Here is a 14433-nt window from a genome sequence, read left to right as displayed (position 1 = left end):
GGCCCGGCTTCGAGAATTGTGATCGGAAGGCTCGGCCTTACTGGGCGGCCGGAAGCGGAACCGGGCTGTCGGACAGGGTGCGCAGATAGACGAGGAGATCCGCGCGGTCCTGAGCTCCGGCGAGGCCCGCGAAGGCCATGATCGTGCCGGGCGTGGCCTTCTTCGGGTTGTGCACGAAGGCGTCCAGGGCCTCGTAGGTCCAGTCGCCGCCGTGGGCCTTCATGGCTGCCGAATAGTTGAAGCCCTCGTGCGAGGCGACCGGGCGCCCGACGACGCCGTAGAGGTTCGGGCCGACCTTGTTCGGGCCGCCCTTCTCAAGGGTATGGCACGCGGCACACTTCTTCGACTGGGCCTGGCCCTTGGCCGGGTCCGCCTTGGCGAGGAGCACCGGCAGGGGCTCCGTCGGGGCCGCAGCGGCCGCACCGCCGCCGGCGGCGGCTTCTTCGGGAGCCGGAAGATCGTAACCTGGAACCGCAGGCTTGTGCGGGGCAAACAGGCCGCCAGCGATGACGTTGACGCCGACCACGAAGAGAAGCGAGCCGAACACGGCGCCTGCGATCTTATTGGTCTCGATATTCATGAATTAGGCTCTCCTCGCCTTTGGAAACCGGCGGAACCAGCGCAACGGGGTGAAACGTGCGCGGGCGGGTGCCCGCGACGGGGCGTTGCTTAGCCGTAGAGATAGGGTTTTGACAATGGGGTCTTCCGGCGTTTTCGTCGGTCTCGTGGTCGCAGAGCCTTGTTTAGGGTCACAAAGCCGCGGTTTCACCCGTCGGGGCTCCTATGTCGCACGTGCCGCAACCCTGCCCATGACAAACGGGCTCGGCCTTGTTAAGGACCCGGAGCTTTCATCCGAGCCCGCCCATGTCCGACCCCCTCGTCCTGATCCCCGCGCGCCTTTCCGCGACCCGCCTGCCGAACAAGCCCCTGGCCGACATCGCCGGCGAGCCCATGATCGTGCACGTCTGGCGGCGGGCGGTCGAGGCCGGGATCGGGCCGGTCGCGGTGGCGACAGACGCGCCCGGGATCGCCGAGGCCGTTGCCAGGGCGGGCGGAACCGCCGTCATGACGCGGGACGATCACCCGTCCGGCTCCGACCGGATCTTCGAAGCTGTGGAAAAGCTCGACCCGGAGGGGCGGCACGACGTGGTGGTGAACGTCCAGGGTGACCTGCCGACCGTCGATCCGGTCGCCATCGCGGCGTCCGTCACGCCCCTGGCCGACCCATCCGTCGACATCGCCACCCTCGTGGCGGTCATCCGGCGGGACGAGGAGCGGACCAACCCGAACGTGGTCAAGATGGTCGGGAGCGAGGTCTCGCCCGGCCGCTTCCGGGCGCTCTACTTCACCCGCGCGACCGCGCCCTACGGCGAAGGCCCGCTCTACCACCACATCGGCCTCTACGCTTATCGCCGCAGGGCCCTGCAGCGCTTCATCGGCCTGTCCCCGTCGCTCCTGGAGCAGCGCGAGAGGCTGGAGCAGCTTCGCGCCCTGGAGGCCGGCATGCGCATCGATGCGGTCGTGGTCGACGACACGCCGCTGGGGGTCGACACTCCCGAGGATCTGGAAAGGGCGCGCGCGATCATCGCGGCCCGGAGGCAAGCATGAACAAGCTCATTTCATTCCAGGGCGAGCCTGGCGCCAATTCCCACACGGCCTGCGAGCAGGCCTGCCCCGACTGGCAGGTGCTGCCGTGCCCGACCTTCGAGGACGCCTTCGCGGCCGTGCAGGACGGGCAGGCGGGCCTCGCCATGATCCCGATCGAGAACTCGATCGCCGGCCGCGTGGCGGACATCCACCACCTCCTGCCGACCTCCGGGCTCCACATCATCGGCGAGCACTTCCTGCCGATCCATTTCCAGCTCATGGCCGCGCCCGACGCCGATCTCGGCACCATCAAGAGCGTGTACAGCCACGTCCATGCCCTCGGCCAGTGCCGCAAGATCATCCGCAAGCTGGGCTTGAAGGCCCATGTGGCCGGCGACACGGCCGGCTCCGCCCGCCAGGTGGCCGAATGGGGCGACCCGACCCGGGCCTCGCTCGCGCCGCGCATGGCGGCCGGCATCTACGGCCTGAAGATCCTGGCCGAGGACGTGGAGGACGAGGCGCACAACACGACCCGCTTCGTGATCCTGTCCAAGACCCCGCAATGGGCGCCGGCCGGGCAGGGGCCGACGGTCACGTCCTTCGTGTTCCGGGTCCGCAACCTTCCGGCGGCACTCTACAAGGCGCTGGGCGGCTTCGCCACCAACGGCGTCAACATGACCAAGCTCGAAAGCTACATGCTCGAGGGCGGCTTCACGGCAACGCAGTTCTACGCCGAGGTCGACGGCCACCCGGAGGACCTGAACCTCAGGCGGGCGCTGGAGGAGCTGGAGTTCTTCTCGCGTGAGCTGAGGATCCTCGGCGTCTATCCGGCCGATCCGTTCCGCGAGACGATCAAGGAAGCGGCGGAGTGACGATCCGCATCCGGGACGGGAGCGAGGCCGACGTCGACGGCATCGCCCGCGTCCATGTGCAGGGCTGGCGGGAATCCTATGTGGAGTTCCTGACGCCCGAGGCACTCGCCGGGCTCTCCGTTGAGGAGCGCGCAGCCATGTGGCGGGGCATCCTCGCGAAACCCGACCCGCAGGCCAGGCTGCTCGTGGCGGAGATGCCGGAGGGGGAGATCGTCGGCTTCGGGCGAGGCGGCCCGGCCGGCCGCAAGGGACCTGGCCTTCTCGGAACCGAGACCGAGATCTACGCCCTCTACCTTCTGGACAGGGTCAAGCGGCAGGGCGTCGGCCGCAGGCTCCTGGCCGGGATCTTCGAGCACCTCGCCGCCCAGGGCTTCCGCAGCGCCGGCCTGTGGGTCCTGAAGGAGAACGCTCCCGCCCGCCGCTTCTACGAGGCCCTTGGCGGAGCGGCAGGGCCTGAGCAGTCCTTCGACCTGCGCGGGCAGCAGGTGACGGAGGTCGCCTACCGGTTCGATCTGACCGGGCGCTGAAGCCTCAGGTCTTCACCCACTCCCGGATCAGGTGGTTGGCGATCGCGATCGACGCGGGCGCGGCGAAATCCTCGTGCGTGCCGTCCAGCATGCGGCGGATGTCGTCCCTGGTGAACCAGCGCGCGTCCTCGAGCTCGTCCTTGTCGAAGTCGATCTCGTCGGTCATCGCCTCGCCCACGCAGCCGATCATGATCGAGGACGGGAACGGCCAGGGCTGGGACGCGAGATAGCGCACCTCGCCGACCCAGATGCCGGCTTCCTCGAAGGTCTCGCGACGAACCGCGGCCTCCACGGTCTCGCCGGGCTCCAGGAAGCCCGCAAGGCAGGAATACATCTTCTCCGGGAACCGGGACTGGCGCCCGAGCAGGCACTTGTCGCCGCGCGCGATCAGCATGATCACCACCGGGTCCGTGCGCGGGAAGTGCTGCGCGCCGCAGGCCGTGCAGTCCCGCCTGAAGCCTGCCTGGGCGAGTTGCGTAGGCGCGCCGCAATTGGCGCAGAAGCGATGGCGGTTGTGCCAGTCGAGCATCGACTTCGCCATGGCGAGCAGGCCGAGCTCCTCGGCCGGCACGAGGTCGCGCACCGCGATGGAGCGCAGGTCCGTGACCGTGAAGGCGGGATCGGCCTGGAACAGCTCCGCGGCTTCCGGAGCCGCCAGGGTCGCGACGACGGGGCGCTCTCCCAGGGTGCCGAGGAAGACCTGCTCCTTGTGGCCCGGCAGGCGCTCAAGGACGGAGGCGGGCAGGAGGCTCGTGCCCGGCTCGCCGGCCTGGAGGATCGGCAGGTCCCCGGCCACCAGCACCATGGCGGTCTGCGGGTCCCGGGCGTAGCGGTCGAGGAGGCTGGGATCGCACTCGGAGCTGTGGCGCACGAGCGGGTTCGTGATGTAGCCGATCGGCTTGGTCATGGGAGGGTTCACGCTTCTGCAAAGAGGGCGGCGGCGCGCTCGATCAGGGCGGTCGCGGCATGGTCCGGATAGGGCGAGCGGGTGCCGTGGCCCCAGACCGGTCCGGGCCAGGCCGGATCGGACCGGAACCGGCCGATCACGTGGACGTGGAGCTGGGTCACGATGTTGCCGAGCGCCCCGACATTCACCTTGTCGGGCTTCGAGAGGGCCGTCATGACCCGGGTGGCGATGCGGATTTCCTGCATCAGCCGGACGGCCTCGTCGTCCGAGAGGTCGGTCAGCTCGCTGGCGCCGGGAATGCGCGGCACCAGCACGAACCAGGGAAACCGGGCGTCGTTGAGGAGCAGGACGGACGAGAGGGCGAGATCCCCGACCGGGATCGTGTCGGCTTCAAGCCGGGAATCGAATTGGAAGGCTGCGGTCATGACGGGACGTTAGCCGAGCTTGGCGGCCCGTGCCTATCCCCACCTCCTCATCTTCCCCATGCGGCTCAATGCGGCTTGCGTTCGGGGACCGAAACCCTCATATAGGCCCTGGGAGGTTGGCGAGGGACGTCTCACTCGCCAACCGGGTCAGGTCCGGAAGGAAGCAGCCCTAACGAGACCGAACGGGTCTTCGTCCAGCCTCCCACCCTGGCGCCCCTCAGGGCGCCCAATGTGATCCCAAGCCTTGCAGCCGATGGACGAAACCACAGCCGGCACGCCCCTGATCGACGAGCCGGCCTTGCCGGGTTTCCCCGCTGCGCCCGCTCCCGCGGCGACGGCTTCGCCCTACCGCGTCCTTGCCCGCAAGTACCGCCCCCGCACCTTCGACGACCTGATCGGCCAGGAGGCGATGGTGCGCACGCTCTCGAACGCCTTCGAGGCGGGGCGCATCCCGCAGGCCTGGATGCTGACCGGCGTGCGCGGCGTCGGCAAGACCACGACCGCCCGCATCCTCGCCCGCGGCCTGAACTACCAGCGCCAGGACGGCACCGGCGGCCCCACCATCCACATGCCCGAGCTCGGCCTTCACTGCGAGGCGATCATGGAGTCGCGGCACGTGGACGTGCTGGAGATGGACGCCGCCTCGCACACGGGCATCGACGACGTCCGGCAGATCATCGACGGGATCCGCTATTCGCCGGTCTCGGCCCGCTACAAGGTCTACATCATCGACGAGGTCCACATGCTCTCGGAGAAGGCGTTCAACGCCTTCCTGAAGACGCTGGAGGAGCCGCCGCCCCACGCGAAGTTCATCTTCGCCACCACCGAGATCCGGAAAGTCCCGGTCACGATCCTGTCCCGCTGCCAGCGCTTCGACCTGCGCCGCATCGAGGCCGACAAGCTCGTGGCGCATCTCGGCCGCATCTGCGACGCGGAAGGCGTCACGGCCGAGCCGGAGGCGCTCGCCGCCATCGCCCGCGCGGCGGAGGGCTCGGCGCGCGATTCCCTGTCCCTGCTCGACCAGGCCATCGCCCATGGGGCGGGCGTCGTGCAGGCGGAGACCGTCCGCGACATGCTCGGGCTCGCCGACCGCACCCAGGTGATCGACCTGTTCGAGGCGGTCATGCGCGGCGACGTGCCGGCGGCCTTCGCGGGGCTTCGCGCCCAGTACGACGCGGGCGCCGATCCCGGCGTGATCCTGTCCGACCTCGCGGCGTTCTCGCACATCGTGACTCGCCTCAAGCTCATTCCCGAAGCCGCCCGCGACCCGGCCCTATCCGAGATCGAGCGCAGCCGTGGCCTCGACTACGCCCAGAAGCTCACCGTCCGCACCCTCTCCCGCACCTGGCAGATCCTCCTGAAGGGAATCCCCGAGGTGCAGGCGTCGAGCCGCCCCGTCGCGGCGGCCGAGATGGTGCTCGTGCGGCTCGCCTACGCGGCCGACCTGCCGACCCCCGACGAGGCCCTGCGGGCCCTGAAGGACGGCGCGCCCGTTCCGGCCGGCGGCCCGCCTCCGGCGCCGTCGCCCGGTCCGTCGGGGCCGGTCACGTCCGGCAACATGGCCCTGGCCTCGTCCCAGCCCCGGCCGCAGCCGCGGCCCGACCCGAACGGCGGCGCTCCGGCCCTGCGCCTGCGCCGGTTCGAGGACGTGGTGGCGCTCGCGGGCGAACGCCGGGAGATCATGCTGAAGGCCGCCCTTGAGCGGGACGTGCGCCTCGTCCGCTTCGAGGAGGGCTCGATCGAGCTGAGCCTCGCCGCCGGCGGCAGCAAGACCGTCGCCAACGATCTCGCCCGCGCCCTCCAGCAATGGACCGGCCAGCGCTGGATGGTGGCGCTCTCCTCGGAAGAGGGCGCGCCGACGCTGCGCGACCAGGCCGAGGCCGCCGAGCGCGAGAGAAAGGCCGGAGCCGCGAGCCATCCGCTGGTGCAGGCGGTGCTCGCCAAGTTTCCGGGCGCGCAGATCGTCAACGTGATCGAGCGCGCCGAGAAGGCCGACGAGGATGGAGCCGTCGATGCGGAGACGGAGATCCTCGGCGAGGCCGACGCGATCGCCGCGCACGAGACGGAAGCCGACGACGACCTGGATTGAGAGGGATACGCGACATGAAGGACATCATGGGACTGATGAAGCAGGCTCAGGCGATGCAGCAGAAGCTGCAGGACGCCCAGGCCGAGCTGGAGCATGTCGAGGTCGAGGGCACGGCCGGCGGCGGCGCCGTGACCGTCAAGGTGTCAGGCAAGGGCGAGTTGAAGGCGATCAACATCGACAGCTCGCTCATGAACCCCGACGAGAAGGAAATTCTCGAGGACCTCATCGTGGCCGCCATGAACGACGCCCGCGGCAAGGCCGACCGGGCCGCCCAGGAGCGGATGGCGGAGCTGACCAAGGGCCTGCCGCTGCCGCCCGGCATGAAGCTGTTCTGAGGACCGGATGGCCCAGCACGTTGCCGGCCCGGAGATCGAACGCCTGATCCAGCTGCTCGCCCGCCTGCCGGGCCTGGGGCCCCGTTCAGCCCGGCGCGCGGCCCTGCACCTGATCAAGAAGCGGGACACCCTGCTCAACCCGTTGAGCGACGCCATGCGGGTCGCCAACGAGCGGATCGTCGTGTGCTCATCATGCGGCAACGTGGATACGTCCGATCCCTGCACGGTCTGCCGCGACCCCAAGCGGGACGCGTCGATCCTGGTGGTGGTCGAGGACGTGTCGGACCTTTGGGCGCTGGAGCGTTCCGGCGCGGTCAGCGCCAAGTACCACGTGCTCGGCGGCGTGCTCTCGCCCCTCGACGGGGTCCGCCCCGAGCACCTGAACCTCGACCGGCTCGTAGCCCGCGCCTCCGAGCCCGGCGTCGCCGAGGTGATCCTCGCCCTCAACGCCACGGTCGACGGCCAGACTACGGCCCACTACATCACCGAGCTTCTCGCGCATCTGCCCGTGAAGGTCACGAAGCTCGCCCACGGCGTTCCGGTCGGCGGCGAGCTCGACTATCTCGACGAGGGCACCCTCTCGGCCGCCATCCGCCAGCGCACGAGTTTTTGAAGACATCGAAGCTCTAAAGATGGCGTCGCGCTCATGCGCGCCAGCCTTCGGCCATGCCGAAGGCTGGCTCTGAAACATCCGCATTGCGCCCCTCGTCCGCCCATGGGCCAATGGCGCATGTTCGATGCTTCGATATGGTTCGCGATCGCCCTGACCTTCTTTATGGCCGGTGTCGTCAAGGGCGTGACCGGGATGGGACTGCCGACCGTCGCGATGGGCGTGCTGGGAGCGATCATGGCGCCCGTTGCGGCGGCCGCGCTGCTGATCGTCCCGTCCTTCGTCACCAATGTGTGGCAGTTGGCCTCCGGCCCGAGCTTCGCGGCGCTGACCCGGCGGCTGTGGCCGATGATGCTGGGGATCGTGCTCGGCACCGTGGCCGGTTCGTCGGTTCTGACCAGCGGGCAAACGCGGTGGACGACGGCGGGCCTCGGAGCGGCCCTGGCCGTCTATGCGGCGTTCACCCTGCTGGCCCGCCAGCTGTCCGTGCCGGCCCGGCAGGAGACATGGCTGTCGCCGCTGGTCGGCCTGACGACGGGCCTCATCACGGGAGGCACGGGCGTCTTCGTCATCCCGGCCGTCCCCTATCTTCAGGCTCTCGGCCTGAGCAAGGACGAGCTGATCCAGGGTCTCGGGCTTTCCTTCACCGTGTCGACGGTCGCCCTTGCGGTCGGGTTGGGGTGGCGCGGGGCGTTCCAGCTCGATGGCCTCGCCCTGTCGTCGCTGGCGGTCGCGCCTGCGCTGCTCGGGATGTGGCTCGGGCAGGCCGTCAGGAGCAGGGTGAGCGCTGAAACCTTCCGGCGGTGGTTCCTCGTCTGCCTGCTGCTCCTCGGCATCGAGCTCGTCCTGAAATCGATCCTGTGAGCGCAGGGCCGGCCTCCGGCTTCTCCCAGGAGACGGAGGGTGTCATCCCCGGCGCGCCGCAGGCGCGGGAAGGGGATCCACCGGCGCACGGTGAGCATGGATTCCCTTCCCCTCCGCTACGCTCCGGCCGGGAATGACAACTGGGAGCGGCAGCGGCCGCGATGTTCACTATTTGTTCTTGACTGCCGCGTCAAGCTTGGCTATATCGTTGCCGTTCGCTCTCGCGAGGGACGCGCCCGAGGCGTCGGTCGAGGAGAGCGGATGCGGCTGTGATCGTCGGCGGCTTCGCACCCCGCGGGCGGCACGGCTCCGAGCGGGAGACGAGGCAGGCGGGTCTGTTCGGGCAGGGCCGTCTTCATCCTCTCCTCAGCCTCGCCCGCGCCGCAGGCCTGACACGCCGGCGGAGCTGCGCGAACGAGCGCCCTAAGGTGCATGGGGACTGCTGTGGAGTCCCGCCACATGCACCGGAGCGCGAGGCCGGAGCCGAGACAAGCCGCGCGCGGGACGCCTTGGCTTCCCGTCCGGGCGGCTCCCGCCCCGAACTCTTCGCGCTCCGCTTCGGACCGCGAGGCCAAACGCGTCCCGCGCTTCCCTCGTCTCAACGAGAGTGCCAGGACCAGCCCAAAATCCTTCGCGCCAATCCAAGCGCGAAGCCGAGCCCGCATGCCCGGAGGCCTGATCGCCTCCCGTTGAGACAGAGTCTCAGGTGACAGGCCCGCGCACCGTTGCTAATCACTGCGCATTCCAAAGCCCTTTCCCGAGTGATCCATGTCCATGACCGACCTCGCCCACACCATCGATGCCGCCTGGGAAGACCGGGCCAATGTCAGCGCCGCCACCACGGGCGCGGTCCGCGAGGCCGTCGAGCAGGCCCTGCACCTCCTCGATTCCGGCAAGGCCCGCGTGGCCGAGAAGGCCGGGAACGAGTGGCAGGTGCACCAGTGGCTCAAGAAAGCCGTGCTGCTGTCCTTCCGGCTCAACGACATGAGCGTGATCAAAGGCGGTCCCGGCGAGGCTGTCTGGTGGGACAAGGTGCCGTCGAAGTTCGACGGCTGGTCCGAGACCGAGTTCAAGGAAGCGGGTTTCCGCGCCGTGCCGAACTGCACCGTGCGCCGCGGCGCCTACATCGCGCCGGGCGTGGTGCTGATGCCGTCCTTCGTGAACCTCGGCGCCTATGTGGACGAGGGCACCATGGTCGACACCTGGGCGACGGTCGGGTCCTGCGCCCAGATCGGCAAGAACGTGCACCTCTCCGGCGGCGTCGGCATCGGCGGCGTGCTGGAGCCGCTCCAGGCCAACCCCACCATCATCGAGGACAACTGCTTCATCGGCGCCCGCTCCGAGGTGGTGGAGGGCGTGGTGGTCGGCGAGGGCTCGGTCCTGTCCATGGGCGTGTTCATCTCGGCTTCGACCAAGATCATCGACCGCAACACCGGCGAGACCTTCGTCGGCCGCGTGCCGCCCTATTCGGTCGTGGTCCCCGGCTCGCTCCCCGGCAAGCCGCTGCCGGACGGCACGCCCGGCCCGTCGCTCTACTGCGCCGTGATCGTCAAGCGCGTCGACGCCCAGACCCGCGCCAAGACCGGCATCAACGAGCTGTTGCGCGACTGATCCGATGGACACCTCGCCCCTCTCCCTCGCCCAGTCGCTCCTGCGCTGCCCCTCCGTCACGCCCGAGGAGGGCGGGGCGCTCGCCTTCATCGAAGGCGTCCTGAAGGAGGCGGGGTTCGAGGTGCATCGCCCGGTCTTCTCCGCGCCCGGCACGCCGGACGTGGAGAACCTTTATGCCCGCTACGGGTCGGGAGAGCCCTACCTGCTCTTCGCCGGCCACACGGACGTGGTGCCGCCCGGCGATGCAGGCCGCTGGCGGCACGATCCGTTCAGTGGGGAGATCGACGGCGGCGAGCTCCATGGGCGCGGCGCGGTCGACATGAAGGGCGGCATCGCCTGCATGATGGCGGCGGCGCTCGACTTCATCCGTGAGTGCCCCGATTTCGGCGGCTCCATCGGCTTCCTCATCACGGGCGACGAGGAGGGGCCCGCGATCAACGGCACCGTGAAGCTGCTCGAATGGGCGAAGGTCCGCGGCGAGCGCTTCGATCACTGCATCCTCGGCGAGCCGACGAACCCGAACCAGCTCGGCGACATGATCAAGATCGGCCGGCGCGGCTCCCTCACGGGGAGGCTTGTGGTCGAGGGCAAGCAGGGGCACGTGGCCTATCCGCATCTGGCGGATAACCCGATCCCCGGAATGCTGCGCCTGCTCGACGGCCTGCTGCGCGAGCCCCTCGACCGCGGCACCGAGCATTTCGACGGCTCGAACCTGGAGGTGACCACGGTCGATGTCGGCAATCCGGCCACCAACGTCATCCCGGCCGAGGCGCGGGCGACCTTCAACATCCGCTTCAACGACCTCTGGACGCCGGAGAGCCTGGAACAGGAGATCGAGCGGCGCCTACGCGAGGCTGCTGGCAACACGGTGCGCTATCGGCTCGCCATGGAGCCCACCAACGCGGTCGCCTTCCTCACGCCGCCGAACGCCTTCGTGGGCTTCATCAGCGACGCGATCGAGGCCGAGACCGGACGCAGGCCAGCCCTGTCGACAACGGGTGGCACGTCGGATGCCCGCTTCATCGTGAAGGATTGCCCTGTGGTCGAGTTCGGCCTCGTGGGGCAGACCATGCACCAGGTCGACGAGCGGGTCCCAGTCGCCGATCTCGACCGGCTCGCCGGGATCTACCGCAAGGTGCTGGATGCGTATTTCGCGGAAAGCTCGACAAAGTCTTAAGCTAAGCTATATTAGACTTTAGTCGAAACTGGGCTGGAACGTTTTTAGCCTCTCCCCGGTTTTGCGTGAGAAACCGTATCTTTCGGGGGCTCGCATGATCGTTACGGCCGATGAGGTGAATCGCTCGTTCCGAGGGGCAGTTGACCTTCTGAACAGCCGGGTCGAAGGCCTCAAGGCCTTCGACATGAGCGAACACGGCTTCTGGCGTTCTTTTGCGGCGATCCTGCTGACCCTGCCGGCCTATGTCGTTTCGATTGCGTTCGAGCGGCTTCGCCTCGGGCTGATCCAGCCGGACCGTACGCTCCTCGACAGCTTCTGGATCGATCTGGTCGTGGCCCTCGGGCATCTGGCGGGCTTCATCGCCCTGCCGGTCGCCATGATCTGGATCGCGCGCGCCTTCCGGTTGACCGACCGCTATGTGCCGTTCGTGATCGTCACGAACTGGATCACGGTGCTCGGCCTGCTGGTGCTCTCGGTGCCGGCCATGCTGCTCCTGCTCGGCTGGGCGACCCCGGCGCTCGCCAGCCTCTTCGGCCTCTCGTTCTCCATCATCGTCCTGCGGCTGCAATGGTTCGCCACCAAGGCGACCCTGGGCGTCCCGGGCCTTGCCGCCTTCGCGGTCGTGCTCCTCGGCCTCGTGCTGAACTCCTTCGTCGGCACGATCATGCGGGGGCTGCTGGGCTAGTCCGGATAATCGACCCCGATCAGGTAGAGGCCCGTCGAGGGCGCCATCGGCCCGCAGCGCTTGCGGTCCCGCGCCTCGAGCGCCGCCTTCACCTCGCCGACGGGCCATCGGCCCGCGCCCACCCGCTCCAGCGTGCCGACGATCGAGCGCACCTGGTGGTGCAGGAAGGAGCGGGCGGAGGCATGGACCCGGATCTCGTCGCCGATCCTCTCCACGTCGAGCCGGTCCAGGGTGCGGATCGGGCTGTTGGCCTGGCACTCGGCCGCCCGGAAGGTCGTGAAGTCGTGGCGCCCGGTCAGGCTCTGGGCGGCCTCGTGCATGGCCTCGGCATCGAGCTTCCAGGCCACGTGCCAGACCCGGTTCAGGTCGAGGGCGGCCGGGGCCCGGCGGTTGAGGATCCGGTAGAGATAGTGCCGCTTCACCGCCGACAGGCGGGCGTTGAAGGTCTCGGGCACCGGCTCCGCCGACAGGATCGCCACGGGGGCGGGCCTGAGATGAGCGTTCGTGGCGTCGCGCACGGTGTCGGGCCGCCACTCCTTGGCGAGATCCACATGAACGACCTGGCCGGTCGCGTGCACGCCGGAATCGGTGCGGCCGGCGCAGTGGATCCGCACCTTCTCGCCGGCGAATCGCTCGATCGCCTCCTCGACCGCCTGCTGAACCGACAGCCCGTTCGTCTGGTGCTGCCAGCCGGTGAAGGGCGTGCCGTCATATTCCACGACGAGCTTGTAGCGGGGCATGTCAGGACACCTCCGCGAAGGCGCCGGCATAGGCGACGGGTCCCTGTGCCTCGCGACCCTGGTCGGAAAGGGCGAGGGCCTGGAGATAGGGGCCGTCATACGGAGTCCGGAGCGCCGCCGCGGCCTCCGCCGCGAAGCCGAAGCGGCCGTAATAATTCGGGTCTCCCAGGACGAGGACCAGATCCCATCCCTGCTCGACCAGACGGTCCAGTCCCTGTTTGATCAGCGCGGACCCGATGCCCTGCCTCTGCCGGGTAGGATCGACCGCGAGTGGGGCAAGCGCGCAGGCCCCGACGGATGGAGCGTCGCTCATGGCGAGGCGCGAGAAGGCAATGTGGCCGACCGGCCGATCCGTGCATGCCACCAGGGACAGGATCAGATCTCCCTCCGCCCCCAGGCGCTCGACCAGGTCGGCCTCCGCCGTCTGCCCGAAGGCAGCCGTGTGAATGGCATGGATGGCGGGCTTGTCTTCGGGGCGTGCCGGCCGGATCCGCCCCTCGAACGTCATGTGAAGCGGGCCCCGGCGTCCAGCCTCACTCCGCGCAGGAAGTCCTCGGCCCCCATGGGGGCCTTTCCGGCCCGCTGCACCTGGAGGAGCCGGACGGTGCCGCTGCCGCAGGCGACGATCCCCTTCGGATCGATGAGGCTGCCGGGCTCGCCGGCCCCGTCGGCCTTGTCGGCCCGCAGAACCTTCACCCGCTCCGGGCCCTTGCCGAAATCGGCCGTGAAGAAGGCGCCCGGGAAGGGCGAGAGGCCGCGGATGTGGTCGTAAACGGCTTGCGCAGGTTTCGACCAGTCGATCCGGCCATCCTCGTTGGTGAGCTTGTGGGCGTAGGTCACGCCATCCTCGGGCTGGGGCGTGAAGCCGAGGCCCCCGCGGGACAGGGCGGCCAGCGCCCGAACCATGAGATCGGCGCCCAGGACCATCAGCTTGTCGTGCAACTCGCCCGCATTCATGTCCGGCGCGATCGCCACGCGCTCGACCATGGCCACGGGCCCGGTATCGAGGCCCTCCTCCATCTTCATCACGGCGACGCCCGTCTCGGCGTCCCCGGCCATGATGGCGCGCTGGATCGGAGCCGCGCCGCGCCAGCGCGGCAGGAGGGAGGCATGAAGGTTCAGGCAGCCGAGCTCGGGCGCGTCGAGGATCGCTTTGGGCAGGATCATGCCGTAGGCCACGACCACCGCCACATCGGCCCCGTGGGACCGGAAGATTTCGGCGGCCTCGTCGGTGCGCAGGGTCTTGGGCGTGAAGACCGGAATCCCGAAGCGCTCCGCCATCCGGTGGACGGGAGAGAGCTTGAGCTCCATGCCGCGGCCCGCGGCAGCGGGCGGGCGGGTGTAGACCGCCACGACCTCGTGCCCCTGGCCGATGATCTCCGAGAGGGTCGGCACGGCGAAGTCGGGCGTGCCCATGAAGACGACGCGAAGGGTCATGCGCCGGCGGCTCCCCGCTTGGCGGCCTTCTTGAACTTGGTCATGACCCGGTCGCGCTTGAGCTTGGACAGGTGATCGATGAAGAGCACGCCGTTGAGATGGTCGATTTCGTGCTGCACGCAGGTCGCCATCAGCTCCTCGGCGTCCTGCTCGATGATCTCGCCCTTGAGGTTCATGTATCGGAAGCGGATCCGGTCCGGCCGCTCGACCTCCTCGTAATATTCGGGGATCGACAGGCAGCCCTCCTCGTAGACCCGCTTCTCCTCGGAGGCCCAGACGATCTCCGGGTTGATCAGCACCATGGGCTCGCGCTCACCCTCGGTCTTGGACACGTCCATGGTGACCATGCGCAGGGGAACGCCGATCTGGATGGCGGCGAGCCCGACGCCGGGGGCGTCGTACATGGTCTCCAGCATGTCGTCGGCGAGTTTCCGGATCTCGTCCGTGATGTCCTTCACGGGCTCGGAAACGAGGCGGAGCTTGGGGTCGGGGAGAATGACGAGAGGTCTGATGGTCATGATCGCGGGAGATAAGCGCTTAGGGCAGGATGGTCAAATCGTTCGTCTT

General features: G+C 68.8%; 17 protein-coding genes and 1 other RNA gene. 11 read left to right on the top strand and 7 right to left on the bottom strand.

Annotated features, from left to right (window positions below; genetic code table 11):
- Positions 1 to 37: 37 nt before the first annotated feature.
- Positions 38 to 580 (bottom strand): c-type cytochrome, encoded by a 543-nt coding sequence (locus tag DES45_RS12220; protein WP_114770279.1) that lies wholly within the window; start codon positions 578 to 580, stop codon positions 38 to 40.
- Between the two features lie 284 nt (positions 581 to 864).
- Between DES45_RS12220 and DES45_RS12215 the strand changes: the two genes are divergently transcribed.
- From DES45_RS12215 to DES45_RS12205, 3 genes are read left to right on the top strand one after another with little or no spacing between them, the layout of a single operon-like run.
- A complete protein-coding gene (locus DES45_RS12215; protein ID WP_114770278.1) occupies positions 865 to 1608 on the top strand; it encodes a 3-deoxy-manno-octulosonate cytidylyltransferase in 744 nt (247 codons plus the stop codon).
- On the top strand, positions 1605 to 2459 hold the full coding sequence (locus DES45_RS12210; RefSeq protein WP_114770277.1) for a prephenate dehydratase: 855 nt from the start codon (positions 1605 to 1607) through the stop codon (positions 2457 to 2459). The genes DES45_RS12215 and DES45_RS12210 overlap by 4 nt, the downstream gene beginning before the upstream one ends.
- On the top strand, positions 2456 to 2986 hold the full coding sequence (locus DES45_RS12205; protein WP_114770276.1) for a GNAT family N-acetyltransferase: 531 nt from the start codon (positions 2456 to 2458) through the stop codon (positions 2984 to 2986). The genes DES45_RS12210 and DES45_RS12205 overlap by 4 nt, the downstream gene beginning before the upstream one ends.
- 4 nt (positions 2987 to 2990) lie before the next feature.
- Here the strand turns inward: DES45_RS12205 and nudC are convergent, their stop codons facing one another.
- Together nudC and DES45_RS12195 are read right to left on the bottom strand one after the other, a co-directional pair.
- Complete coding sequence (gene nudC, locus DES45_RS12200; protein ID WP_114770275.1) at positions 2991 to 3893, bottom strand: NAD(+) diphosphatase; 903 nt, start codon at positions 3891 to 3893, stop codon at positions 2991 to 2993.
- A gap of 8 nt (positions 3894 to 3901) precedes the next feature.
- Entirely contained in the window at positions 3902 to 4318 is a 417-nt protein-coding gene (locus DES45_RS12195) for an HIT domain-containing protein (protein WP_114770274.1), read from the bottom strand.
- Positions 4319 to 4428: 110 nt separating this feature from the next.
- Between DES45_RS12195 and ffs the strand changes: the two genes are divergently transcribed.
- The 8 genes from ffs to DES45_RS12155 all read left to right on the top strand — a co-directional run bounded on the left by ffs (position 4429) and on the right by DES45_RS12155 (position 11689).
- An RNA gene (gene ffs, locus DES45_RS12190) (signal recognition particle sRNA small type) lies at positions 4429 to 4525 on the top strand.
- Between the two features lie 46 nt (positions 4526 to 4571).
- Positions 4572 to 6407, top strand: coding sequence for a DNA polymerase III subunit gamma/tau (locus DES45_RS12185; RefSeq protein ID WP_114770273.1), 1836 nt, complete (start codon positions 4572 to 4574; stop codon positions 6405 to 6407).
- 14 nt (positions 6408 to 6421) lie between these two features.
- A complete protein-coding gene (locus tag DES45_RS12180; protein WP_114770272.1) occupies positions 6422 to 6742 on the top strand; it encodes a YbaB/EbfC family nucleoid-associated protein in 321 nt (106 codons plus the stop codon).
- 7 nt (positions 6743 to 6749) lie between these two features.
- Entirely contained in the window at positions 6750 to 7355 is a 606-nt protein-coding gene (gene recR, locus DES45_RS12175) for a recombination mediator RecR (RefSeq protein ID WP_114770271.1), read from the top strand.
- A 117-nt stretch (positions 7356 to 7472) separates the two neighbouring features.
- The gene (locus DES45_RS12170) at positions 7473 to 8216 is read left to right on the top strand and encodes a sulfite exporter TauE/SafE family protein (protein ID WP_245571696.1); all 744 of its coding nucleotides are present in this window, start codon (positions 7473 to 7475) and stop codon (positions 8214 to 8216) included.
- Between the two features lie 768 nt (positions 8217 to 8984).
- Complete coding sequence (gene dapD, locus DES45_RS12165) at positions 8985 to 9827, top strand: 2,3,4,5-tetrahydropyridine-2,6-dicarboxylate N-succinyltransferase (protein WP_114770269.1); 843 nt, start codon at positions 8985 to 8987, stop codon at positions 9825 to 9827.
- 4 nt (positions 9828 to 9831) lie between these two features.
- The gene (gene dapE, locus DES45_RS12160; protein ID WP_114770268.1) at positions 9832 to 11004 is read left to right on the top strand and encodes a succinyl-diaminopimelate desuccinylase; all 1173 of its coding nucleotides are present in this window, start codon (positions 9832 to 9834) and stop codon (positions 11002 to 11004) included.
- Between the two features lie 94 nt (positions 11005 to 11098).
- Complete coding sequence (locus tag DES45_RS12155) at positions 11099 to 11689, top strand: hypothetical protein (RefSeq protein WP_114770267.1); 591 nt, start codon at positions 11099 to 11101, stop codon at positions 11687 to 11689.
- On the opposite strand, the gene truA is transcribed toward DES45_RS12155, so the two are convergent.
- From truA to def, 4 genes are read right to left on the bottom strand one after another with little or no spacing between them, the layout of a single operon-like run.
- On the bottom strand, positions 11686 to 12429 hold the full coding sequence (truA, locus tag DES45_RS12150; protein WP_114770266.1) for a tRNA pseudouridine(38-40) synthase TruA: 744 nt from the start codon (positions 12427 to 12429) through the stop codon (positions 11686 to 11688). The two genes, DES45_RS12155 and truA, sit on opposite strands and share 4 nt — an antisense overlap.
- A gap of 1 nt (position 12430) precedes the next feature.
- Positions 12431 to 12937, bottom strand: coding sequence for a GNAT family N-acetyltransferase (locus tag DES45_RS12145; RefSeq protein WP_114770265.1), 507 nt, complete (start codon positions 12935 to 12937; stop codon positions 12431 to 12433).
- A complete protein-coding gene (gene fmt / locus DES45_RS12140) occupies positions 12934 to 13866 on the bottom strand; it encodes a methionyl-tRNA formyltransferase (RefSeq protein ID WP_114770264.1) in 933 nt (310 codons plus the stop codon). The genes DES45_RS12145 and fmt overlap by 4 nt, the downstream gene beginning before the upstream one ends.
- Positions 13863 to 14384 carry a peptide deformylase gene (def, locus tag DES45_RS12135; RefSeq protein WP_114770263.1) on the bottom strand — a complete coding sequence of 174 codons (522 nt, stop codon included), beginning with the start codon at positions 14382 to 14384 and terminating at the stop codon, positions 13863 to 13865. The genes fmt and def overlap by 4 nt, the downstream gene beginning before the upstream one ends.
- Positions 14385 to 14433 lie beyond the last annotated feature (49 nt).

Origin of the sequence: Microvirga subterranea, assembly GCF_003350535.1 — a bacterium.
Lineage (GTDB): Bacteria > Pseudomonadota > Alphaproteobacteria > Rhizobiales > Beijerinckiaceae > Microvirga > Microvirga subterranea.
This window is presented reverse-complemented; position numbering and strand designations above follow the sequence as displayed.

Excerpts from the sequence above, each read along its gene's own strand:
- DES45_RS12185 (WP_114770273.1), top strand. The coding sequence starts at position 4,572 with ATGGACGAAACCACAGCCGGCACGCCCCTGATCGACGAGCCGGCCTTG.
- fmt (WP_114770264.1), bottom strand. The coding sequence starts at position 13,866 with ATGACCCTTCGCGTCGTCTTCATGGGCACGCCCGACTTCGCCGTGCCG.
- DES45_RS12195 (WP_114770274.1), bottom strand. The coding sequence starts at position 4,318 with ATGACCGCAGCCTTCCAATTCGATTCCCGGCTTGAAGCCGACACGATC.
- DES45_RS12145 (WP_114770265.1), bottom strand. The coding sequence starts at position 12,937 with ATGACGTTCGAGGGGCGGATCCGGCCGGCACGCCCCGAAGACAAGCCC.
- DES45_RS12220 (WP_114770279.1), bottom strand. The coding sequence starts at position 580 with ATGAATATCGAGACCAATAAGATCGCAGGCGCCGTGTTCGGCTCGCTT.
- truA (WP_114770266.1), bottom strand. The coding sequence starts at position 12,429 with ATGCCCCGCTACAAGCTCGTCGTGGAATATGACGGCACGCCCTTCACC.
- dapD (WP_114770269.1), top strand. The coding sequence starts at position 8,985 with ATGTCCATGACCGACCTCGCCCACACCATCGATGCCGCCTGGGAAGAC.
- DES45_RS12170 (WP_245571696.1), top strand. The coding sequence starts at position 7,473 with ATGTTCGATGCTTCGATATGGTTCGCGATCGCCCTGACCTTCTTTATG.
- dapE (WP_114770268.1), top strand. The coding sequence starts at position 9,832 with ATGGACACCTCGCCCCTCTCCCTCGCCCAGTCGCTCCTGCGCTGCCCC.
- nudC (WP_114770275.1), bottom strand. The coding sequence starts at position 3,893 with ATGACCAAGCCGATCGGCTACATCACGAACCCGCTCGTGCGCCACAGC.
- def (WP_114770263.1), bottom strand. The coding sequence starts at position 14,384 with ATGACCATCAGACCTCTCGTCATTCTCCCCGACCCCAAGCTCCGCCTC.
- DES45_RS12210 (WP_114770277.1), top strand. The coding sequence starts at position 1,605 with ATGAACAAGCTCATTTCATTCCAGGGCGAGCCTGGCGCCAATTCCCAC.
- DES45_RS12155 (WP_114770267.1), top strand. The coding sequence starts at position 11,099 with ATGATCGTTACGGCCGATGAGGTGAATCGCTCGTTCCGAGGGGCAGTT.
- DES45_RS12215 (WP_114770278.1), top strand. The coding sequence starts at position 865 with ATGTCCGACCCCCTCGTCCTGATCCCCGCGCGCCTTTCCGCGACCCGC.
- recR (WP_114770271.1), top strand. The coding sequence starts at position 6,750 with ATGGCCCAGCACGTTGCCGGCCCGGAGATCGAACGCCTGATCCAGCTG.
- DES45_RS12180 (WP_114770272.1), top strand. The coding sequence starts at position 6,422 with ATGAAGGACATCATGGGACTGATGAAGCAGGCTCAGGCGATGCAGCAG.